General features: G+C 57.6%; 19 protein-coding genes and 1 tRNA gene. 7 read left to right on the top strand and 13 right to left on the bottom strand.

Annotation, left to right across the window (positions count from 1 at the left end; all coding sequences use genetic code 11):
- Window positions 1-123: 123 nt before the first annotated feature.
- Window positions 124-1,488: an MFS transporter gene (locus A9404_RS03165; protein WP_066098594.1), complete on the top strand. Its 1,365-nt coding sequence runs from the start codon at window positions 124-126 to the stop codon at window positions 1,486-1,488.
- A 36-nt stretch (window positions 1,489-1,524) separates the two neighbouring features.
- Here A9404_RS03165 and A9404_RS03160 read toward each other — a convergent pair whose 3' ends face one another.
- Window positions 1,525-2,169: a pyridoxamine 5'-phosphate oxidase family protein gene (locus A9404_RS03160; protein ID WP_066098590.1), complete on the bottom strand. Its 645-nt coding sequence runs from the start codon at window positions 2,167-2,169 to the stop codon at window positions 1,525-1,527.
- 151 nt (window positions 2,170-2,320) lie between these two features.
- On the opposite strand from A9404_RS03160, the gene A9404_RS03155 reads away from it, so the two are divergent.
- Window positions 2,321-3,934 (top strand): peptide chain release factor 3, encoded by a 1,614-nt coding sequence (locus A9404_RS03155; RefSeq protein ID WP_197490413.1) that lies wholly within the window; start codon window positions 2,321-2,323, stop codon window positions 3,932-3,934.
- 75 nt (window positions 3,935-4,009) lie between these two features.
- Here A9404_RS03155 and A9404_RS03150 read toward each other — a convergent pair whose 3' ends face one another.
- Entirely contained in the window at window positions 4,010-4,645 is a 636-nt protein-coding gene (locus A9404_RS03150; protein ID WP_156521216.1) for a hypothetical protein, read from the bottom strand.
- Between the two features lie 211 nt (window positions 4,646-4,856).
- Between A9404_RS03150 and A9404_RS03145 the strand changes: the two genes are divergently transcribed.
- On the top strand, window positions 4,857-5,669 hold the full coding sequence (locus tag A9404_RS03145) for a rhodanese-like domain-containing protein (RefSeq protein WP_197490412.1): 813 nt from the start codon (window positions 4,857-4,859) through the stop codon (window positions 5,667-5,669).
- A gap of 82 nt (window positions 5,670-5,751) precedes the next feature.
- Here A9404_RS03145 and A9404_RS03140 read toward each other — a convergent pair whose 3' ends face one another.
- From A9404_RS03140 to A9404_RS03130, 3 genes are all read right to left on the bottom strand, one after another.
- Window positions 5,752-6,984, bottom strand: a complete 1,233-nt coding sequence (locus A9404_RS03140) for an Nramp family divalent metal transporter (RefSeq protein ID WP_066098586.1) — start codon at window positions 6,982-6,984, stop codon at window positions 5,752-5,754.
- Window positions 6,985-7,333: 349 nt separating this feature from the next.
- Entirely contained in the window at window positions 7,334-7,549 is a 216-nt protein-coding gene (locus tag A9404_RS03135; RefSeq protein WP_082922696.1) for a putative motility protein, read from the bottom strand.
- Window positions 7,550-7,605: 56 nt separating this feature from the next.
- Window positions 7,606-8,493: a cation diffusion facilitator family transporter gene (locus A9404_RS03130; protein WP_066098585.1), complete on the bottom strand. Its 888-nt coding sequence runs from the start codon at window positions 8,491-8,493 to the stop codon at window positions 7,606-7,608.
- Between the two features lie 401 nt (window positions 8,494-8,894).
- On the opposite strand from A9404_RS03130, the gene A9404_RS03125 reads away from it, so the two are divergent.
- From A9404_RS03125 to A9404_RS03110, 4 genes are all read left to right on the top strand, one after another.
- Window positions 8,895-10,130 carry a sensor domain-containing phosphodiesterase gene (locus tag A9404_RS03125; RefSeq protein ID WP_066098582.1) on the top strand — a complete coding sequence of 412 codons (1,236 nt, stop codon included), beginning with the start codon at window positions 8,895-8,897 and terminating at the stop codon, window positions 10,128-10,130.
- A gap of 120 nt (window positions 10,131-10,250) precedes the next feature.
- Window positions 10,251-11,585 carry a YcjX family protein gene (locus A9404_RS03120; protein ID WP_197490411.1) on the top strand — a complete coding sequence of 445 codons (1,335 nt, stop codon included), beginning with the start codon at window positions 10,251-10,253 and terminating at the stop codon, window positions 11,583-11,585.
- Window positions 11,586-11,589: 4 nt separating this feature from the next.
- Window positions 11,590-12,582 (top strand): DUF697 domain-containing protein, encoded by a 993-nt coding sequence (locus A9404_RS03115; protein WP_066098578.1) that lies wholly within the window; start codon window positions 11,590-11,592, stop codon window positions 12,580-12,582.
- A gap of 253 nt (window positions 12,583-12,835) precedes the next feature.
- Window positions 12,836-14,989 (top strand): methyl-accepting chemotaxis protein, encoded by a 2,154-nt coding sequence (locus tag A9404_RS03110; RefSeq protein WP_082922694.1) that lies wholly within the window; start codon window positions 12,836-12,838, stop codon window positions 14,987-14,989.
- A gap of 79 nt (window positions 14,990-15,068) precedes the next feature.
- Here A9404_RS03110 and ychF read toward each other — a convergent pair whose 3' ends face one another.
- From ychF to A9404_RS03070, 8 genes are all read right to left on the bottom strand, one after another.
- A complete protein-coding gene (gene ychF / locus A9404_RS03105; RefSeq protein ID WP_066098576.1) occupies window positions 15,069-16,163 on the bottom strand; it encodes a redox-regulated ATPase YchF in 1,095 nt (364 codons plus the stop codon).
- Window positions 16,164-16,268: 105 nt separating this feature from the next.
- Window positions 16,269-16,850: an aminoacyl-tRNA hydrolase gene (pth, locus tag A9404_RS03100; RefSeq protein ID WP_066098574.1), complete on the bottom strand. Its 582-nt coding sequence runs from the start codon at window positions 16,848-16,850 to the stop codon at window positions 16,269-16,271.
- 297 nt (window positions 16,851-17,147) lie between these two features.
- Complete coding sequence (locus A9404_RS03095; protein WP_066098572.1) at window positions 17,148-17,762, bottom strand: 50S ribosomal protein L25/general stress protein Ctc; 615 nt, start codon at window positions 17,760-17,762, stop codon at window positions 17,148-17,150.
- A gap of 176 nt (window positions 17,763-17,938) precedes the next feature.
- Entirely contained in the window at window positions 17,939-18,895 is a 957-nt protein-coding gene (locus A9404_RS03090) for a ribose-phosphate diphosphokinase (protein WP_066098570.1), read from the bottom strand.
- A 16-nt stretch (window positions 18,896-18,911) separates the two neighbouring features.
- Window positions 18,912-18,988: transfer RNA gene (locus A9404_RS03085), tRNA-Gln, on the bottom strand.
- Between the two features lie 64 nt (window positions 18,989-19,052).
- Window positions 19,053-20,000: a 4-(cytidine 5'-diphospho)-2-C-methyl-D-erythritol kinase gene (ispE, locus tag A9404_RS03080; protein WP_066098568.1), complete on the bottom strand. Its 948-nt coding sequence runs from the start codon at window positions 19,998-20,000 to the stop codon at window positions 19,053-19,055.
- A 12-nt stretch (window positions 20,001-20,012) separates the two neighbouring features.
- Window positions 20,013-20,639 (bottom strand): lipoprotein insertase outer membrane protein LolB, encoded by a 627-nt coding sequence (lolB, locus tag A9404_RS03075; RefSeq protein WP_066098566.1) that lies wholly within the window; start codon window positions 20,637-20,639, stop codon window positions 20,013-20,015.
- Window positions 20,640-20,725: 86 nt separating this feature from the next.
- On the bottom strand, window positions 20,726-22,507 hold the full coding sequence (locus A9404_RS03070; RefSeq protein ID WP_066098564.1) for a tetratricopeptide repeat protein: 1,782 nt from the start codon (window positions 22,505-22,507) through the stop codon (window positions 20,726-20,728).
- Between the last annotated feature and the right edge of the window lie 144 nt (window positions 22,508-22,651).

Here is a 22,651-nt window from a genome sequence, read left to right as displayed (position 1 = left end):
CGATCTAATCGCCGCGCGTCTGTGTGCGAACACTGCGTGAATCCCTGTCGGCAGAGTATGGCTGGCATATTGACCCGGGGTTCGGGCCTCCCCCGATCTCGTGTCGATCCAAAGTAGAATCTTATGTTACCGACGATTATCTCCATTCAGTCCCTGCTGCTTGGCATGGGCATCCTTCTGGCCGGATCGGGACTGCTGGTCACGCTGCTTGGCATTCGGGCGCATCTGGATGGATTCTCCGATGGAATGATCGGATTGATCATGTCCGGTTTCTACGTGGGGTACATTCTCGGCACTGCCTGGATTCCGTCCTTGATTCGGCGTATCGGGCATGTACGAAGCTTTACCGCGATGGCGGCCCTTTCAAGCGCTGCGGCACTCATCCATGGCCTCTGGCTTGATCCCTGGGTTTGGCTCGCGTTGCGGGTGATCAGCGGCATATCCCTGCTGGGTCTCTACATGGTCATCGAAAGCTGGTTGAACGAGCAATCAAGCCACGTCCGCGGGCAGATCTTCGGCTTCTACATGACGATCAGCCTGCTGGCCCTGGGGGCAGGGCAGTTTCTCATCGGCATCTATGGTGCGGAAGCACTTGGCAGTTTTGCCCTGGTCTCCCTCTTGTTCACGCTGGGCCTGGTGCCTGTGGCGCTCACCCAGGTCAAGCAACCCACGCCGATTCAGACGGCTCGATTGTCCGTGGTCCGGCTGTACCGGCTGGCGCCGACAGGGGCTATCGGTGCCTTCATTTCAGGCACGGTGACGGGTGCCTTGTGGGGCATGTCGGCCGTTTATGCCAGTCGTATCGGGCTCCAAGTGTCGCAAATCGCAATGTTCATGGCACTGCTCATTTTCGGCGGTGCCTTCCTCCAGTGGCCGCTGGGACGGATTTCCGATCTGTGCGATCGGCGCAAGATGCTTGTCGCTGTTGCCGGCGCTGGGGTGTTGGCCAGCATCTTTCTGCTGATCATCCCGCCTATTGCCACGGATGGCCATGTGATGAATCTATTCTGGGTTGGCGTGCTGCTCTTCGGCGGTTTTTCATTTTCGCTGTATGCCCTCAGCGTGGCGCAGACCCATGACCGGCTTGGGCCCGATCAGGTTCTGGAGGGAACCCGCAGCCTTCTGCTGCTCAACGGTGCGGGGGCCATTCTGGGGCCGGTACTGAGTGGTCTGTTCATGCAATGGCTGGGGGTGTCGGGTTTCCCGTTGTTCATTCTTGCCACGCTGTTGTCCCTGATGGGCTATGTCGTTTACCGGGTGATGAATGATGCCCCAGTGCCTGAAGCCGAGCGGATTGATTTCGTGGTATCGACGCGGACCTCGCCGGTCGCGGCCGAATTCGATCCGCGTATCGAGGAAGCCGCTCACCAAATGCAGGAACAGGACGGCCCAAACGAATCGTCTGTACAGCGCGCGGATTCCCCGCCATCACCAGACCCATCCGACGGCGCTGAAGCGGATGACGCGGGGGACAAGCGTTCCCGCTGATGCATCCGGCTGCGGACGGCCGCGTGCCGTCGACCGTCAATAAAGGCTGTTTCTCTGACGGGCGTCCAAGTCCCGATCGTAGTCCTGTCCCCTGATTTCCGACTGCGTCAGTTCTTCGAGCATGCGCCCGGTGCTGGGCATTGCTGTCAGCACGTCCTGATTTGGTTCTGTCCAAAGGCCAGCACGCAGGGCGGCTCGACCGCACTGGAAAAACACTGTTCTAACGGAAACCACAATGACGCAACGCGGGTCCTTGCCGTCCATCGCACAGGCGCTCAGGATCTGCGGATCCCGGGTGATCCGGGCAACACCGTTCACTCTGAGCGTCTCATTGCGACCCGGAATCAGGAAAAGCAGCGCAATGTTCGGATCGTGCAGGAGGTTGCGCAGGCTGTCGATGCGGTTGTTGCCTGGCCGATCGGGCAGCCACAGGGTTTGTGTATCGCGAATCTGCACGAAGCCGCCCGGATCGCCACGGGGCGAGCAGTCCGGTCCTTCGGGACCGTTCGTAGCCAGGACGACAAACGGAGACGCCGCGATCATCGCCTGATAGACGGGGTGGAGATAGTCGATTTCCTTGCGTCGGGCTGCCGTGCCGACAGGCGGGTAGATTGCTTCGAGTGCTGCCAGTGTCGAGATTTCATGGCGATCGTGCTGCACTGTGGTGTTGGTATCGGTCATAGCGTTTCCCATCCTGGGCGTTCTGGATTGTTTCTCATGGGCGATTCAGTGAAAATAACCGGTTTCGCTCACTGGGTATGCGGGCACTGCGGCCACCAGGCGGCAGGCTCGCTTCAACCTACACATTAGGCGTGTTCGCCATTGGATGTTCATGACTGCACTTGATTTTGCCACCGAAATGAATCGCCGTCGCACCTTCGCGATCATTTCGCACCCGGATGCGGGTAAGACCACGATTACCGAGAAGCTGCTGCTCTTCGGCGGCGCCATCCAGATGGCCGGTACGGTCAAGGGTCGCAAATCCTCGCGCCACGCGACTTCCGACTGGATGGCGATGGAGAAGGAGCGGGGCATCTCCGTGACCAGTTCCGTCATGCAGTTTCCCTACAAGGATCGCATCGTCAATCTCCTGGATACACCGGGTCACGAAGACTTTTCCGAGGATACCTACCGGGTGCTGACAGCGGTGGATTCCGCGCTGATGGTGATCGACGTAGCGAAGGGCGTCGAGGCCCGGACCATCAAACTGATGGAGGTCTGCCGGCTGCGCGACACCCCCATCATGACCTTCATCAACAAGCTGGACCGGGAAGGTATTGAACCGCTGAGTCTGCTGGATGAAGTCGAGTCGGTCCTCAAGATCCGTTGCGCGCCCATCGTCTGGCCCATCGGGATGGGCAAGCGGTTCAAGGGGGTGTACCACCTCATCGAGGATCGCGTCATTCTCTACGGTCCGTCCCTGCCGACCCGGGCACAATCCAAGACCACGATCGCGGGACTCGATAACCCCGAGCTCGACGACTTGCTTGGCGATCAGGCTGACGAATTGCGCCAGGAAATCGAGCTTGTGCAGGGTGCCGCCGATCAGTTCGATCTGGAAGCCTATCTTCGTGGCGAGCAGACCCCGGTGTATTTCGGCTCCGCCATGAACAACTTCGGTGTGCAGGAATTGCTGGATGGCTTCGTCGACATGGCGCCACGGCCGCAACCCCGGGAGAGTACGGCACGCCAGGTTGCGCCCACCGAAGAGAAATTTTCCGGTTTCGTGTTCAAGATTCAGGCGAACATGGATCCGCAACACCGTGATCGGATTGCATTTTTCCGTATCTGCTCTGGCAAGTTCACGCGTGGGATGAAGGTCAAGCATGTGCGTCTGGGGCGGGATATCAAGATTCCGGATGCGCTCACGTTCATGTCATCGGACCGGGAGCGTCTGGAAGAAGCCTATCCGGGCGACATCATCGGTATTCACAATCATGGAACCATCCGTATCGGCGATACCTTTACCGAAGGTGAACGACTGGCGTTCACGGGGATTCCCAATTTTGCCCCGGAACTCTTCCGTCGCGCGCGACTGAAAGATCCCCTGAAATCCAAGCAGTTGCTCAAGGGATTGAGTCAGTTGTGTGAGGAGGGCGCCACGCAGCTCTACAAGCCGCTGATCAACAACGACCTGATTCTCGGTGCTGTGGGTGTGTTGCAGTTCGATGTGGTTTCGGAGCGGCTGAAGGCCGAATATTCCGTGGATTGCCAGTTCGAGGCGGTCAACGTGACCACGGCACGCTGGATCGAATGCGACGATCCCAAACGTCTTGAAGAATTCAAGAGTAAGAACGAAGCAAATCTTGCCCTGGATCACGCCGGGGATCTGGTGTACATCGCACCAACCCGGGTGAACCTTCAGATGGCGGAAGAGCGCTGGAAGGACGTACGGTTCCTCTCCACGCGAGAGCATGGGGATTACACCAGCGCAGCAGATGCCTGATCGCGTGCCTTGCGTTTCGGGATAGGGATTCCCGTGACGCAAGGCCAGGGTTAGGGCCAGGGCTAGAGCTAGGGGTCACGAGTTTGTTGGTGCCTTCAGGGGCGGGATGCTGGCCTTGAGCGTACCGAAATCCTTCGGTGCGATGTACTGGAAGAGGTCTCGACCGTCTTTATTCACGGTGATCATCAGGCCCTTGCCTGGGTAGAGCCAATACTGATTAGGCGCATCTGGATGAAGAATCGTCTCCGGCTTGCCGAAATGGCGTTCGATCAGTGCCTCTGTGTAGTCCGCGTCCGGTCGGTAGGTGATGGATTCGATAGGGAAGTCCTGCGCCTTCAACAGTTGATCGTCCGTCAGCGGGTATTTGCGCGCGCCACTGGGCGTGGCATCTCCGGAAACGTGTGAGCTTTCGATCCAGGACTTCAGCATGTCCGGTGTTGCCTGAGCAACGATAGCCACTTTCGCCGAAAGTGCGCCCACCTGCACGGTCCCGAAATAGGCTTCCAGCGTCGTTTTCTGGTCCGGATCGACGAAAATGGCCAGATCTGCCTTCTGGTCATACAACCGCTTGAAGCGCAACAAAGAGTCCTTGCCCAGTTGTACGCCGAATACGGATGAACTGCCATCGGGATGCACCGTGATATCCCAAGGCAGAAAGGGGTGCTTCGGCGCCTGGCTTGAACAGGCGGCCAGAAGGAGCCCCACCACCATCGGCAACCATAAGGACCGCCAAGGGGATGGCCGATTAATCTTTATGTGACGCACCATGTCATACAACCCATAATCATTCTGTGAAAGAGCGAGCAATGTATCAGATGCGGCTCGCTAGGACATGGAATCGATCACTCAGGGCAATAGCTCGTGCGACTTTCATGACCAATGGCATTGCCGCTCAGCTAACAGAAATCCTCAGGAGGTGACCGTGCAGGTGCGTAGGCAGTTCGTTTGGGCAAGCGTATTCATGGGGTTGATGGTTAGCGTCTCCCCCCTGGCATATGGGGCCAATGGGACGGACTTTCCGTTGCGTAGTGAATATGCCGTTGTGGGGGTCAAGACGATTTCCACGAAGGATTTGGCAGCCCATCTGGATCAGTACGTGGTCATCGATGTGCGCTCCGAGTATGAATATCAGACACTGCATATCGTTGCTGCCCATAGCATTCCCTTATCCAGTCCCAATTTTGTGGAGCAGGTCCGCGCATTGGCGAAGGAGGCCAACAAACCGGTGGTGTTCTACTGCAATGGAACGACTTGTGCAAAATCCTACAAGGCCGTCGTCAAGACGTTGCAGCAGGACATGAAGCATACGCTGGCCTATGACGCGGGTATTTTTGCCTGGGCAGAAGCAGAGCCGACCAAGACCGTATTGCTCGGTGATCCGATGAAATCGCCCATGCAATTGATCTCGGAGCCGCGTTTCGAGTCGCACATGCTCAATCCCCGGACGTTCTACGAGGAAGTGATGGGGAACAGCAAGGCGCTGGTCATCGATATCCGCGATCCGGCACAGCGTGCCGGGATCTCGCTGTTCCAGATGCGCGATATTCACGTGCCCCTGGACAATGACCAATTGAAGGTCTGGGTCGACAAGGCGAAATCCGAGAGCAGGCCCTTGTATTTCGTCGACGCTACCGGCCATCAGGTGCGTTGGCTTCAGTACTTTCTCGAGGCTCAGGGCGTTCGGCTGTACTGGTTCATGAAGGGGGGCGCGAAGGCCTTCGAATCCAGCATGTGAAGGTTGCGTCCCTCGGGGTAGGGCGTTCACCGTCACCTTTCCGAAGTCTGATAAGGTGCCATTCAGGATGATGCGACACCGGTCAGCTCGTGATCAGCAGGTACCCATTGAGGGATACGACAATGACGACCGTGGTCCAGCCCAACCAGTTGACCCACGTCGGATTGACGTAGCCACGCATGAGCTTCCGGTCGCTTGTAAACAGAATCAGCGGAACGAGCGCCAGTGCGATACCGAAGGAAAGGACGACCTGACTGAATACGAGGACTTCTGTCACGTTCAGCCCCATCGCAATGATGACGAACGAAGGCGCCATCGTAATGAGTCGGCGTAGTGCCAGGGGAATCCGAAAACGCACAAAGCCACTCATGATTTCCTGTCCGGCCAAGGTGCCGACAATGGTCGAAGCAAGCCCGGCAATCAGGAGGCTCGCGCCGAAGATTTGAGCGGCGAGTTGTCCCAACAGCGGTGTCAGAGTCTCATAAGCCGTTTCGATACTGCCTGAGTCGGCCCGCGGGTCGCCATAGAACACGGCGGCGGCCATGGCCAGCATGGACAGATTCACAAAGCCGGCAATCGTCATGGCCAACGCCACGTCCCATTTTGTACTGCGAAACATGGTCTTCCGATGGATCTTGCCGTATTTAACGAGATCCGCCTTGCTCAGGGCCGAGTGGAGATAAATCACGTGCGGCATCACGGTCGCCCCCAGGATGCCGGCGGCGAGGAACACGCTGTCCCGATCGCTGAATCCAGGGATCAATGCGCCTTCGAATACGGACACGGGGTGCGGGTGACTAAAGATCAGTTCGATGACGTAGATGAATGCCACGGAAAGAAGCATGGCACCAATCACCATCTGAAGGGTCTTCAGGTTGCGGGTCTCCAGGCTAAGCACCGCCCAGCTGATGATGGCCGTGATCACGGCCCCTTCCATTAGCGTGAATCCGAATAGGAGCTTGAAGCCCAGCGCGGCACCGATAAACTCGGCGATGTCTGTAGCCATGGCCAGGATTTCCGCCTGGATCCAGTAGGGGTAAACCGCCCAGCGTGGGAGACGCTTGCCAAGCAGCGATGCCAGGGACTCGTTTGAAGCGAGCCCAAGCTTGGCGGACAGCAACTGGATCAGCGCCGCCATCAGATTGGCCCAGACGACGACCCAAAGCAGCATGTAGCCATAGTCGGCACCGGCCTGGATATTGGTCGCGTAGTTCCCCGGATCGATATAGCCGATTGCCGCCACGAAGGCGGGACCGAGGAACAGGGCGCGATAACGCTTCGATGAGCGCGCCTTGGGCAAGTCGTGCTGGAACATGATTCAATGCTTTTTAGGTTTGTCTAAATTTGTATTTTAGAGGTGACTAACTTAATTGGCAATCACTGGTCGTGACTGTGCCGTTAAGGAGCGAAAGGGACTGCGCATTGCGCGGGCATTACGCCTTCAGTGCGCATGTTGCCGGTAGCGTGCGGTATGACTGCTGCACCAGCGCGTATCGGGAATTATTGAGAGAGCCTGGTCACCCAGGGCATTGTGAATGCGCGGCTCTATTCAGTCGCATCGCGTGACGGGGAGAAGGTGCCTGCCCTGCAGGTTTCGGAACGCGGCGGTGCGGGATCCGTTTGCTGGATGGTTCAGACAGATGAAACGGTGAACGCGGGAGGATTCAGGCGTGGGTATCGATTCGATTGCCGAGATGGGGCGGGTTGGCTGCGCTCGATGACGTCGTACCGAAAGAGTTGATCAGGGGCAGGACGGATTGAGCCTGAACGTCCATCGATTTTTTCAGCATGGCCATCTGTGCGGCCTGGAGCGCCTGAGCCTGACTGTTCAGCGTGGCGTACTGGGAGAGGGCGCCGATACCCAAGGATGAATCTGACATTGATGCTTTCCTCCGCTGAGGTGTTTCTGAGTATTGTAGACCTCTGACGGGACAGGTCAAATATGCGGTGCCGTTTCAGGATGATAGGGTTCCTCGTGGATCAGGACATCAGCTCCGGGAAAGCCTTTCTGAATATTCGCTGCGACTTCGTCGCCAATGACATGCGCATTGGCGAGATCGAGGTGGTTGTCGAGATAGATGTAGAGTTGAATGATCATCGTGCGGCCCGCCATCCGGGTACGGATATGGTCGGCGGCATGCACGCTCGGGTGAGCGGTGGCCAGATCGTGAATCCGCGATTCACTGCCATCGAGCACTTCGCGATCCATGAGTTGATCCAAAGCCGCGCGACCGACCTGCCAGGCGCTGAACAGGACGAATCCACCAACAATGGCGCCGAAGATGGGATCGATCCATTCGATACCCTGATGGGCGATCCAAAGCGCCGCGATCGTGGCGGCATTGATGAGAAAGTCAGCAGTATAGTGCGCGGCATCGGCCTTGATGGCCGGTGAGCGTGTCTTGCGGATGACATAGCGCTGGAATAACACCAGACCGGCAGTGGTGAGCATCGACACGAGCATCACCATAATGCCGAGATCCGCGGCGTCGATGGGTTGGGGGCGGATCAAACGCTGTATGGCTTCGAGAAACAGAAATGCGCCGGATCCGGCGATGAATGTGGCCTGAGCGAGCGCAGCCAGCGGTTCCGCCTTTCCGTGACCGAATCGATGATCCTCATCGGGCGGTTGAAGGGCAATGCGGACGGCGATCAGTGTCACGAGCGAAGCAAACAGATCCATGGTGGAGTCGATCAGTGATGCCATCAGACTGATCGCATTGGTACTGAGTGTGGCGGCCAGTTTCAGGGCAATCAGAACGACGGCAACGGTGACTGAGGCGGTGGTAACTCGACGGAGAAGGCGCGCTTCGGGCGTGGTCATGTGGCAAGTATTCCAAGAATTCGTGTCGGGCTGGTCCGGTTTTAGTCATGACTAATAAACCGCAAGTAACCTACTGATTTATTATAGCATTCCGGAACGGGTAGCAAATTCAATGGTTGCGTCGCTTCGATGAGCAATATTGGTGCATTACTTTGCGCCTAGGGTCCAATCGTGTTCGTTAACTGTGCGATCATCAGGCATTGTGATCATTTTCCCCTCGGGTAAATGTGTACTTAAGTTATAGATGCATCAGGGAATCATGATTGATTTGGCCGGTATTACGCTTAACCTGTTGAATTATTAACCCCTGTCCAGAGCAGTGCGCTGGACAGCGTTGGAAAAGAGCATACTTGGCTTGAGTCTTGCTTTTCCCAACGCAATTTTAGAGGTCGTGTTATTCGATGAATCCCCGCATCAAGATTGAACCGGATGGGCAGCGTATCGCGCACTGCGATCATTTTGTCGTGCGTTCAGCATTCCAGCCGGTCATCAGCGTGGCACACCAGCGCGTGGTGGGGTACGAAGGTTTGGCGCGCGTCACCAATAACGCGGGTGAAGTGGTGTCGCCGGCCGATCTGTTCAATTCGGTATTCGACATCGAGTCGTTGGTCGCCGTCGACCGGGTGTGCCGGGAAATACACCTGGGAAATTTCGCCCACGCCGACCTGAGTCCACGGTGGCTGTTTCTCAATGTCCATCCCATGGTGGCCATGCACGGCCATCAGTTCGGTGCCTTTTTTGCTCAGATTCTTCAGCAGCTTAAGATCGATGGCTGGCAGGTCGTGATTGAAATTGTCGAGGCCGAATTGCCCGACGAGCTGCTGCTAAACGACGCCATTGCCTTGTATCGATCGCTCGGCTGCCTGGTTGCACTGGATGATTTCGGCGTTGGCGGTTCCCAGTTCACGCGTCTGTGGCGTATCGATGCCGACATCGTCAAACTGGATCGTAGTCTGATTCTCGAGGCCGAGCAGTCCGTACGTGCTCAACGGACGTTGCCCTCCCTGGTGGCCATGATTCACGAAGCGGGCAGCCTGGTGCTGCAGGAAGGCATCGAAACCTCGAGGCAGCTCGAACTGGCATTGAGTGCGGGTGTTGATCTGTTGCAAGGGTTTGGTCTGGCGCGTCCGGCGCTGATCGCTCAGGACGAACCCTTCAATCGGGATTTCCTGTCGGCCGGGCTGGCGGCCTCAACATTGGAAGCCGATCGGGTCGACAATCTGCTTCACCAACAGATCATGTCTGTGACGGAGCGATTCGAGGACATGTTGGTGGCGCTGGAACGCAACGTCCCGTTGGAAGTGGCTGCTCAGGCCATCCTGTCCATGAAGATGGTTGCGCGCGTTTTCGTTCTGGATGGTGACGGCCGTCAGCAGGGGGATACCGTTAACGGCATCTTCGCGCCTTCCTCCATCAAGAACCGTTTCCGGCCCCTGGCCAAGGCCAAGGGTGCCAGTTGGGCGAAACGGCCTTATTTCCGTCGGGCCATGATCGAGCCTGGAATCGTTCAAATCAGTCGACCCTATCTTTCGGTGGCCGGCGGCAACTTGTGTCGAACGATTTCCTACGCACGTCCTCACGTGCCCCATCACGGGATCAAGGTGGTTTGCTGCGATATCAACTGGACGGATTTGTAGCCCGGATAGTGCGGATTTTGATCCGGGCAACGGCGTCGCTTCGAGATATCCGTCATTAGGGAAACCTGGCTTCGACGCGTAAGATGGGCGATCCGTCTTCACACTCGAGGCTGGTACGCTTTGACCGACTCTTTCCTCGCTCGTCAAACACCTGTGACCCGGATCGGCGTAACCGGTCTTTCCCAGGCAGGCAAGTCCACCCTGATCACGAGCCTGATTAATCATCTCGAAAATCTCCGGCGAGGTTCCCTGGCGGCACGCGCAGAACTGGGGCTCATGGTCCATGGGCATTGGTTACGGGGCGGTGAGCGTGCCTTCGACTACGACGCGGGGCTCCTTGCCCTGACGAATCAGCCACCGCATTGGCCGGCATCGACAACCGACTGGTCCATCGCGCGTATCGAGATCACGATGGCGCGCCCCTGGTATTCTCTGAAGCCGACCAAACGTATCATCGAGCTGTTCGATTATCCCGGTGAGTGGTTGCTTGATCTGATGTTGATCGATTGGTCCTATTCCGATTTCTGTCGCGCGCTGTGGACGTGGTCGGCACTGGATCCGCGTCGGACGCTCGGCAGTGAATTGATCGCTGCGTTAACGGCGATCGATCCGTATTCCCCGGTCGATATGGATGCGCTCAACGAGCTTCAGGCGCGCTGGGCCGACTTTCTGGGCACCTGTCGGATCGCTCCACATCAGTTGAGTCAGAATCTACCTGGGCGATTCCTGATCCATGGCCGGGATTTCGATGGGGGGGATCACCCATTCGTACCCTTGTTCGCCCAGACAGTGACTGAGGGCGGAGGCGGGGAGGGGCGGTTTCCCGAAGGTTCCTGGGGCGCCGTTTGCCAGGTGAATTTCAATCATTATCGGCTACACCAGGCCAAACCGTTTTTCGACCGGCATTTTCGGGATCTTGATGCTCAGGTGATCCTGATCGATCTGCTTGGTGCCATGTCTGCAGGTCCCGATGCATTGAAGGACATGCGTGCTGCACTCGAAGGGGTCCTGCGGCCATTCCGTTATCAGCGGGGCAACTGGCTCGCGCAGCTGTTTCGTAAGCGGATCCGCCGTGTGGCGGTATGCGCCACCAAGATCGATCATTTGCTGCCCGAAGATCAGAAACGGCTGCAATCGCTGATGGAGTCCTATCTCTATGAAACCGTCCAGCGTCTGGCCGCGGAATCAATCGAGCTCAAGGTCATGGCCGTTGCAGCGGTGCAGTCGGCCCAGCTTGTCGAATCCGGCAACACGGCCAGTTTGATTGGTCGGGATAAGCGCAGTGGCGAGAAAATCCGTTTCACGCCGCCAACCCTGCCGAATACGATGCCCCACAACCTCAATCTGAAAATTGATGAACTCCCGCAGCTTGCGCCGCCCGGCGGACTCGATCGCGTTCAGGTCTTCCCCAGCCGTCGAATCGATCAGTTGTTGGCTTTTCTGCTGAAGGAATAGATGTATGGCTAACAACGCGCACGATCAGCCCATTCGTTTGAAAACCACGGTCCACCAGTCAGGGGATGATGTTCCGGAAGTCGATGTCGCCCAGATGCGGATGGATGAGGAATGGGATGCGGCGCCCGAACCGTTGTTGCCGCAACATCGTTCTTCGTGGCTTTTCAGCTTGGTGACAGTGGCGATCGTTGCCTGGTTGATGCTGCAATGGTTGCAGGGAACGCTGTGGAGCTGGTCGATCAGCCCCTGGCTGGGTGGCGGTTTTGCGCTGATCGGCGTTGGCGTGATGGTGGGCCTGTTGCTGTTGTTCGTGCGCGCCAGACGGGCCCGCGGCAAACTGGATCGAATCGGCGCGATGCAGCACCGTATCCGTCAAATGCTCGAAACCTCGGCGGAATCGGGGGATTCGGTATCCCCGATCGTTGTCGAAATGGACGAAATCTACCGACGTAGCCGGCTGCGGACTAACTTGTCGGCACATTTGGCTGAAGTTGATGCCAGTTGGCATGTGGATGAGTTGGCCCAGCACATGAACACCTGGTATCTACCGATGGATCGGGAGGCCGCCCAATTGATCCGGCGCGAGTCAGTCCGAACCGGGGTGTTCATCGCCGCCAGTCCCTATCCCGCCCTTGATCTGTTGCTTGTCGCCTGGCGAAACATCGCCATGGTCGAGCGGGTGGCCGCCATGTACGGACTACGGTTGTCAGCGCCCGCGCGATGGCATCTGTACCAATTGATCCTCCGTAATATCGCCTTTACGACCGTGACGGAAACGATGCTCGATTCCGTCAGCCAGACCTGGCTTTCCAATGTCCTCCTGCAGGTTGGCGTTCGGGCCGGGCAGGGCGTTGGCGTCGCGCTCTATTCCCTTCGAATCGGGCACCAGGCCATGCGCTTATGCCGGACCGTTCCCGAGTCCGCACCATTGATCGATCGGAACATTGGCAAGATGGTCATTGATGCCGTGCGAGCCAGATCGGATACGCCTGTCTAAATGTTCCTCTTATCGAAACCTCCGGGTAGGCGACCATATTGGTGCGCTAAATTTTTAGGCGCACCACAGGAGTGCGCTGGTTGTCTTTTACACGGGTCGAACTCAAGCTCTGCCAACTTTGTTGTGGTCAAGACCCACTTGTACAATCGTCTATCCAATTGGTTTTGTGAATAATATTCCGGTGTTGGTTTTTTTGACCTCGGCTGGCTTAGAATTTGCTTATATGCTTATTTATTTTGACCAGTGAGAGCGAATGACGATGCCCCTTAAAAGCGAATCCATGAATCTGTCGCGTGCCGAGCGCGGTTGGTTGCCCTGGTTTGGGGCGAACGGGAAGTTTTCCCTGAAATGGTCTTGCTACTTGAATCGTCAGATGTATCCGGTCATCGAGAAGACTTTCGAGAGCATTGCCTCGACACGTGTGAAAATCCTGCAATTCTGGGCGGAAAACCATTGGTTGCAACTCAGTCACATTGCAGCTGAATTGTCTAGCCAGTTTCCCGATGTGTTACCGAATACCTTTCAGGAAAAGCGGGCGTCCCTGCCCGATATTTCCGAGTTGTTCGTGATAGATCGTACCGGTGTGGTGCTGGTGTCGAGCACGACCCGACGTCAGGGTACGAAGATGACGGATCTGAAAGCCTTAGAGTTGGGTATGAAGGGGCCATTTCTTCATGGTCCTTACGTCGATCCTGCGACGCTGGATATCGGACCCTCTTCTTCACGATTTCACGACGCGGTGACCCTGATGTTCTACCAGCCGATTTACCAGGATGGCAAGGTGGTCGGCATGCTCTGTGCGCGGGTTCCCAACGATGTGATCGGCGATCTGATTCAGCGCGAAGCCGGTCATATCTATCCGGAGTCGGGCGACAACTATCTTTTCATGGTGGAATCCCGGTTCAATCCGACGATTCATGCCGGCACGGCCCTGTCCCGTTCGCGATTCGAGGACAATACCTTTGCCCATGGTGAAAATCTGAAAAGCGGCGTGCATACGGCATGGGGCACGGTACGTATTCAGAATCATACGGAATTGGAGCTTCGATTTACCGATCCGGCAACCGGTCAGTTGCATCCCGGCGTTCGGGAGACGATTCGGAATGGGGAAAACCTCTTTGTCACCTATCCGGGGTATTCCGACTATCGGCATATACCCGTTATCGGCAAGGGGGTGACCTTTCAGATGCCGGGTTCCATCGATCGCTGGGGCATGATGTGTGAGGCCGACCTGGCCGAGGTCTACCGTCGCCGCTCGATCAGTGTCCGTCAGATGAAGCTCTTTATCGGTGTAACCGCGGCGATGATCGGTGGTGTGGTTGGCGTACAAAATATCGCTTTTCTCCCGCGTTTCGTGGACGACATTCTGAGCGTTTTCGTGATGTTGATGGGTTCCTGGGCCTTTTATGCGATGGGGCCTGCCATGTTGTCCAAACGCATGAACGAAATGACCGAAGTCATCCGAACCATTGCCGAAGGGGAGGGGAACCTGAGACAACGTCTGGATACGCAGCGGATGTCGGCCGACGAAAGCGGGGATATGGGCCGCTGGATCAACAGTTTCATCGACAATCTTGATGGTATTGTCGGTCAGGTCATCTTTGCGGCGGGTGAGGTCAAGCAGACCAACGAGCAAATGCTGTCGCGGAATGGCGATGTATTGAAGATTTCCAATGCCGTATCGGATGCCGCCCGGGAAATGCTGGTGCTTGTCGAGACGCAGCTCAAGGAAATCGAGCAATCCGCCATGACGGCCGAGCAGATGAAACAGGCACTCGATCAGGTGGTTTCCGATGCAAAGATTCAGTTCGAGTCCGTTCGGGCAGGGACGCAGGCCATCCGGGATGTGGTGGATACCTCGGCGCGTACGGTTCATTCGCTGGATAATCGGACCGCCGAGATTGGCAACATCGTGCAGGTGATCGCAGAGATCGCCGATCAGACCAATCTGCTGGCGCTCAATGCGGCCATCGAAGCGGCACGGGCCGGAGAGCATGGCCGTGGCTTCTCCGTGGTTGCGGCGGAGGTGCGGGATCTCGCATCCCGAACGGCAACGGCAACGCATGATATTCGCGAGATGATCGAGCGCATCCAGAAGGAAACGCAACAGGCCGTCGCCTTCATGCAGAAGGGCGTCGGCGGGGTCGATCAGAGTCTGCGTCTGGCAGAGGAGGCTTCATCCGGCAATTCCGAATTGCACGACATCGTGCAGAGTATGTTCGACAGCATCAAGCGTATCGATTCCGGCAGCAAGCAGTACAGTACGACGATTCGCGACGTATCCGTGATTACGACCGAGATGAACGCGTCGATCAGCGGGCTACAGTCCAGCACGGAACAGGTGCGGCATACCGCGAACAAGCTGCATCAGCTCGTGGGGCAGTTCCAGGTGACCCAGACGGGTTAAGGAGGTGGTTTAGGGGCGGCATGCCCCGCTGTGGGAGCGGGGCACGCCAGGACGGTCCTTCGAGCGTTGCCCTGTCGGCTTAGACGTTGAAGAGGAAGTTCAGGACGTCCCCATCCTTGACGACATATTCCTTGCCTTCCGCACGCATCTTGCCCGCTTCCTTGGCGCCGGCTTCCCCTTTGTACTGGATGAAGTCGTCGAAGGCGATCGTCTGCGCCCGGATGAATCCGCGTTCGAAGTCCGTGTGGATGACGCCGGCCGCCTGGGGGGCGGTGTCGCCTTTATGGATGGTCCAGGCACGGACTTCCTTCACGCCTGCCGTGAAATAGGTCTGCAGGCCGAGCAACTGGTAGCCTGCGCGAATCACCCGGTTCAGACCGGGCTCTTCCAGGCCCATCTCTGACAGAAACTCATCCCGCTCGCTGTCGTCCAACTGCATGATTTCCGCTTCAATCGTCGCACACACGGGCACGACGGGGGCGCCTTCGGCAGCCGCATGCTTCTGCACCGCTTCGAGATAGGGATTGTTGGTGAAGCCGTCTTCATTGACGTTGGCGATATACATGATCGGTTTGGCGGTCAGGAGCTGAAGATCGCGTACGACGGCCAGTTCGTCGGCGGAAAGGCCTAATGCCCGGATCGGCTTGACGTCGTTCAGACCGACCTGGATTTTCTCGAGCACTTCCTTGCGCGCGATGGCTTCCTTGTTGACGCCGGATTTGCTGGCCTTGACGGCGCGTTCCAGGTTCCGGGTGACGGAATCGAGATCGGACAGGACCAGTTCCGTGTTGATGATTTCGATGTCCGCCAGCGGGTCGACCTTGCCGGCCACGTGAATGATGTCGTCGTTCTCGAAGCAGCGCACCACCTGGGCAATCGCGTCGGTTTCGCGGATGTTGGTCAGGAATTGGTTTCCAAGTCCTTCGCCCTTGGAGGCGCCCTTGACGAGACCGGCGATGTCCACGAACTCCATGGTGGTCGGTACGACACGCTCGGGTTTCACGATTTCTGCCAGTTGATCGAGCCGGGGATCGGGCATGCCCACGATGCCGACATTGGGTTCGATGGTGCAGAACGGATAGTTCTCGGCCTGAATATTGGCCTTGGTCAGCGCATTGAACAAGGTGGATTTACCGACGTTGGGCAGGCCGACGATACCGCAGTTGAAACCCATGGACTGTGTCTCCTAAAGACATGAATTGAGCAATTTGGGGGCGTATGGTACGCGAAGTACGGGTTATCCGCATGGCTGGTTGCGCCAAGGGGCGAATGCGTTCCTTCAGGGGGCTGTAAAACTGTTGACTGCCTGCATGGCCAGTTGATCTCCCCCTTCCAGAAGACTGGGATATTCCCGTAGGGCGTGATCGATGGTCGCATCGATCAGTTTACGCTCGCTGGCCGGTGGTTTGGTCAGAACGAATCCGACGACCAGATCCCGATGTCCCGGATGACCGATGCCCAGACGCAGGCGCCAGAAATTGGCACTACCCAACTGCGCCTGAATGTCCTTGAGGCCATTGTGTCCACCATGGCCACCGCCTTGCTTGAGTTTCATCTTGCCGGGGGGGAGATCCAGTTCGTCATGGACGACAAGTATTTCCTCGGGGGGTATCTTGTAGAAATTGGCCAGTGCGGCCACCGACTTGCCGGAAAGATTCATGAAGGTCTGCGGTTTGAGCATCCGACGGTCGGCGGATCGGTAGCTTACCCGTGCCAGATCGCCATGGAATTTGCTTTCGTGGGCAAAATGGCCGTTCATTTGGCGACAGAGTTCGTCCACGAACCAGAAGCCCGCATTGTGTCGCGTGTCTTCGTATTTGCTGCCCGGGTTGCCCAGGCCGACAACGAGTTGAATATGCATAACGTGGTGTGAGTCAGTAATTATAAAGGTTCCGCCGTGGCGGGTTCTCCGTGATGACAGGTACCGCCTGAGTAAGACTGATACTCCGGGAATTATCCGCTATATGCGTTTATCCTGCATGTCGGATACGTCTGTGGACGGTATTTAGGTATGTCGGTGCGTGTATCGCCGCCCGGCAATGAATGCAAAAAACCCCGCCGCGCATCATTCATGTAGTTGAATGTAGGGCGGACGGGGTTGATGTCGGTGTTGCAGGGCCCGGGCAATAGCACCGGGCTCTACGGTTGACCGGTATGATTAGGCTTCCGGTTCCGGTTCGATGGACTTGTCCAGCTTGGACGGATGAATGGCAACCACGGGTACGTCGTGGTCGGCGCCCAGGGCCAGTGCATGAATCTTCACACCGGCCGGCAGAACGATCTGACTCAGGTGAATGGATTCGTTGACGTCAAGGTTCTTCATGTCGACTTCGATGAATTCCGGCAGGTTGGCAGCGGTGCAATCGACTTCAACTTCCGTCAGGATCACGTTGACCACGCCACCGGATTTCGCGCCGACAGAGGTGTCCTTGTTCACGAAGTGCAGCGGGACGCTGACGCGCAGTGATTGCGTGGCGGAAACGCGCTGGAAATCGGCATGCAGGATCGTCGGCTTGTACGGGTGGCGGTGCAGGTCGCGCAGGATGACCTTGGTCACGGCACCATCGATCGACAGATCGAGCACGTGCGAATAGAAGGCTTCGTGCTCGAGGTGCTTGAGGATTTCGTTGTGGCTGATGGTGACCGCTACGGGGGCTTCTTCACCACCGTATACGATGGCCGGGATGCTGCCAGCGCGACGCAGGCGGCGGCTCGCACCTTTCCCCTGATCGTCACGACGCACGGCGTCGAGTGCAAAAGTTTCTTGAGACATGAGATAACTCCAAATAATGATGATTCGTCCCTCGGGGAATCAACCCGCGGACGTTGAGGGCCGCTCGCGACCAAGCAGGCCCAACCTTGGCTCGCGTTATTTCGAGGCGAAAAACCAAGGCGCGGAATTATAAAGGATCATGGTGCCCAAATCCAGTATTTGGGCGGCAGGTGGGGTCAGTCGTTGTAGAGCGAACTGACGGATTCGTCCGTATGGATACGGCGAATCGTCTCGGCCAGCATCCCGGCCACGGAGAGCACGCGAATGCGGCTGCATTGCTCGGCTTCCGGTTTGAGCGGGATGGTATCGGTCACGACCAGTTCATCGAGGTCGGAGCCTTCGATGTTGTCGATCGCGGCGCCGGAGAGAATGGCGTGGGTCGCATAGGCGACGACTTTCTTGGCACCATGCTTTTTCAGCGCATTCGCCGCCTTGCAGAGGGTGCCGGCGGTGTCGACCATGTCGTCGACGATGATGCAGGTCTTGTCGCGTACTTCACCGATGATATGCATCACTTGGGAGACGTTCGGGCGCGGACGACGTTTGTCGATGATGGCCAGATCGGAGTCGTCCAGTCGCTTGGCGACGGCGCGCGCCCGGACGACACCGCCCACATCCGGCGAGACGACGATCAGGTCGGAATGCTTCTGGCGCCAGATGTCGCCCAGCAGGATGGGGGAGGCATAGACGTTGTCGACGGGGATGTCGAAGAAGCCCTGGATCTGATCGGCATGGAGGTCGACGGTCAGGATGCGGTCGACGCCAACGCTTTGCAGCATGTTGGCCACGACCTTGGCGCTGATCGGCACACGGGCCGACCGTACGCGGCGATCCTGACGGGAGTAGCCGTAGTAGGGGATAACCGCCGTGATACGGTAGGCGGAGGCGCGGCGCAACGCATCGACCATCACCATGAGTTCCATGATGTTGTCGTTGGTTGGATCGCAGGTTGGCTGAACGATGAAGACGTCACGTCCGCGAACATTTTCCAGGATTTCGACGAAGCTTTCGCCATCGCTGAAGCGGGAAACTGTGGCTTGGCCGAGCTGGATATCAAGGCTTTCGACAACACGTTCGGCCAGTGCCCGGTTCGCGTTTCCCGAAAATACCATCAGTGTTCTTTGGAGTGTCATCGTTCTGCCGATTGTTTGGCTGGGCCGCAAGGATTCGAACCTTGGTATGCTGGAATCAAAATCCAGTGCCTTAACCAACTTGGCGACGGCCCAAACGAAAGAGGTGCGCATCTTAACCAAGGGATCGGGCTTTGCCAAGGGTTTTGCGGCATTTTTTTCATATATTTTTTACCCCCGAGTCCGCTGAAATTGGGTTCCTCAATGCGGGGGCGATAATCACCCGTTTGATTTCCGGCGTGTTTTGCCGAATTCGTTCGGCGATGCGTTTTCCTTCCGCCCGATCCGGCACCGGCGCGAAGAGACAGGCACCACTGCCCGTGATCCGCGCAAAACCTGCTTCGCGCTGCAACGCGTCGAAACAACGACGGATGGTGGGGGCGTCTTCCAACAGGATCCGTTCGAATGCGTTGAATCCGTTCTTCTGCCAGTCGGGCAGCAGCGTTTCCGGGCGTTGTCTGGGGGTCGATCGTGGCAGCTCGGGGTGGGCGAAGAGTTTCTGGGTCCAACTCGATGCGTCGGGGACGACAATAACGAACCACTGATCGGCCACGGGGCTGGGCAGGGGCGTCAACCGCTCGCCGATGCCCTCAGCCCAGGCGCTCCTTCCCTCGATGAATACGGGGACGTCCGCGCCGAGCGTGAGGCCAATTTCCTGGAGCTCTTCCCGCTCGATATCCAGTTCCCAGTAGTGGTTCAACGCAATGAGGGTGGTTGCCGCGGCCGAGGATCCGCCGCCCATCCCGCCGCCGACCGGGGCATTCTTCTGCAGGGTGATCTGCATACCCTTATTCGCCCGGCCACGCGAGGGGCGTCTGGCTTGCAGCAGGGCCGCAGCCCGATGGATCAGATCATCTTCCATCCGAGCGGGCTTGTGTGCGATGGATTCCTCCCCGGGTGTCCAGATGATTTGCGTACCGGGCGTGTCCGTGGGGGTAAACATCAGCCGATCGCCGTAATTGATCAGTTGAAAATAGGTCTGTAGTTCGTGATATCCGGCAAAGGGCGGGGTTTCGATCCGGCCGATGATGTGCAGAAATAGATTCAGCTTGGTAGGTGCTAGCCAGGGGAGGGTGTGTTTTCCGGTGGTTGGCGGGGTTTGGGGCATCCGTTGAATCACTCAGGGGTGAGCTGTGCCGGTTGCGGCAGAGAGCGACCATTGTTCCAGGGCGAGCCTCAGTCGAATATCGCCGCGCTCCAGGGTCAGGCGCATGGGGAGATATGCCCGGCCATCGATCAATTCATAGTGTTCATAACTGATCGTCCAGCCTGCATCAGTCAGGCTGGCAAGCCGACCATGGTCGTCGAGGGTATACCGGGCATTGCTGCCGTGGGGCAGGCCTCGGATCCAGTCCGGAATGGCGAGCACGGGGATTTGCCAGCCCGTCAGTTCTTCCAGAGTCCGGGTAGGGTCGTTCGTGTAGCGCTGGTTGCCTTCGGCGTCCTTGATGACCATGAGTGCCGCGTTGCCCAGGAGTTCGACGGAACCCTGGTTCAGCGGCGCGCTCAGGCGAACATCGGTGACATCGCCGGTTTGTCGCCAGTCCAGTGAGACTGATCCTCCTTTTATGCCGGTTCGTACTGCGGCGCGACCGATACATTGCCAATTGGCTATGTTCCTGATCTGTGCCTCATGACGATGCCAAGCAGATTCGAGACGAGTCTGCTCGGCTTGGCTGCGGGGCGTGGTCGATGTCGGGAGGGTGGCGCAGCCGGATAAAAACAAGAGGGCGATGAACGGGAGCAACCACGTTCGGTATGCCCGTATCCGGCCAGGCCGTTGGTGTGTATGGGTACCCATGGATCAATGGTATCTGGGTTATCTGGTGGGGATCAGGGATGCGCGCCGGCAGCTGGTACAAGATCAGGTGCGTATCGGCGAAGCGTCTTGATGAGGCTGGGCAGGCTGGGGTTCAGGTCGATCGCGCGTGTCCAGATTTTCCGGGCAGCCTCCGTATCGTTCAGGTGCCAGAGAACGATGCCGAGATGCGTGCCCACCTCAGCATCCGGCAGGGCCTTGAATGCCTTTTCGAGGTTGTCCTTGGCATCGCTGAGCATCCCCATTCGGTACTGAACCCAACCAAGGCTGTCCAGATAGGCACTATTGTCCGGATCGAAGGTGAGGGCTTTCTGGATCAGCGCATAGGCTTCCTTGAGATCCCGATTTTCATCGGCCAACGTGTAGCCCAGAGCATTCAAGGCCGCGGCGTTGTTGGGATCGTTCTTGATGATATGGCGAAGGTCCTCGATGGCCTTGTCACTCTGGCCGAGTTTGATCAGCAGCATCGCGCGCTGCAACTGAAGATCACTGGCATCGGGCCACAGCGTCAAACCATCGGTCAGGATCGACAGCGCCTCTTGATCGAGCCCCTGGGAGACGAGCAGGCCGGCCTTGGCGAGCGTCAGCCGCTGCTTGTCCGCGACGTCGATGGGTTGATTCAGGGCAATATCCAGACTCTGCAACGCAGCCGTGAGGTCGCCGGATTCAGCATAGGCTGCAGACATCAGAACCCGTGCCTCGGCATAATGATCACTGTTCGGCGGGATCTTGTTGAAATATTTGATGGCCCCGTGCAGCTCATTGGATTGCGCAGCCAGTCGACCCAAGAGCATGTTGGCAATATCGCGTTGTCCAGGAATCCGCATCAGCCCCTGAAGCGCTCGGCGTGCCAGCGCGGGCCGGTTGATCTGTAGCGATAGCAATGCCAGATTCCGCAGTTGTACCGGGTCCTTCGTGTGGCGGGACAATGCCTGTTCGATCAAGCGGCCTGCTTGATGTGTATTGCCGGCATTGATTTCTGCTTCAATGAGTCCGTTGAGATAGCGCTCTGTCTTCGGGTAACGCTTCAGGGCACTCTTCAGGGCCGCGATCATCCCATCCAGATCCTTGGCTTGGCCCAGGGCGACGATCAGCACGTCATGCGCCGATTGGCGACGGGGGTCCAATGCCACGGCCCGTCGGGCGGCAACCACAGCACTTTGGTTGCGTTGAAACTTCAGATTGAGCTTGGCGACGACAAGTTGCGCGTCGGCCTGATCGGGGAAGCGGGTGGCGAGGTGGTCGGTATAGGCGATCGCCACGTCATGGGGAACGTTGTTTTCCAGATAGCTGCCCAGTTCGTTTAAGGCGGCCGAAAGGGTATCGGTGTGGTCGTTCTTCAGCCATTGGCTCAGGGCTGCGTCGGCTGCGTCCATATGTCCCAGTTGAATCTCGGCAATCGTCAGGCTGGCGGCGGCCTTGACCGAGTCCGGCTCAAGACGCGACCAGCGGGCAGCGCTTTCTGCGGCCAGATCGAATCGTTTTGCAGCCAGGGCGATTTGTGTCGCGCGCTTGAGAATGGCGATTTCATCCGTTTCGCTTGCTGCCTTAGCATAATATTCGGCGGCCTGATCCAAGTGTCCTGATTGGCCGGACAGTTCTGCCGCCATGATCAGATAAATCGGATCCTTTTCCAGTTGCGCGATCGGGGTGGCCTTTTGCTGCTCTACCGTGGGCGGCATCCGTGATGCGTCTCCGGTCTTGGCCTGTGGAGCGGTATCGGATCGGGGCTGGGATAGGGTGCTGCAGGCGGAAAGCACCATACCAACGACCAGGAATACCGGGATTGCGCGCATGTAGGAACTCTTCAAGGGATTAACTCGGGGCTCTTGGACAATTCCTGTGAAGTGTAGCGTTTTGTCGCGGGATTCGCTTGCGTTCAGCGCCTCCGATCATCCCCGCACGGGATTGCCCGGCATTCCTGAGTCGGGTGCCGGGGC

Source organism: Halothiobacillus diazotrophicus, assembly GCF_001663815.1.
Classification (GTDB): Bacteria; Pseudomonadota; Gammaproteobacteria; order Halothiobacillales; family Halothiobacillaceae; genus Halothiobacillus; species Halothiobacillus diazotrophicus.
The sequence above is the reverse complement of the archived record's forward strand: the minus strand, read 5'-3'. Positions and strand labels throughout refer to the sequence as shown.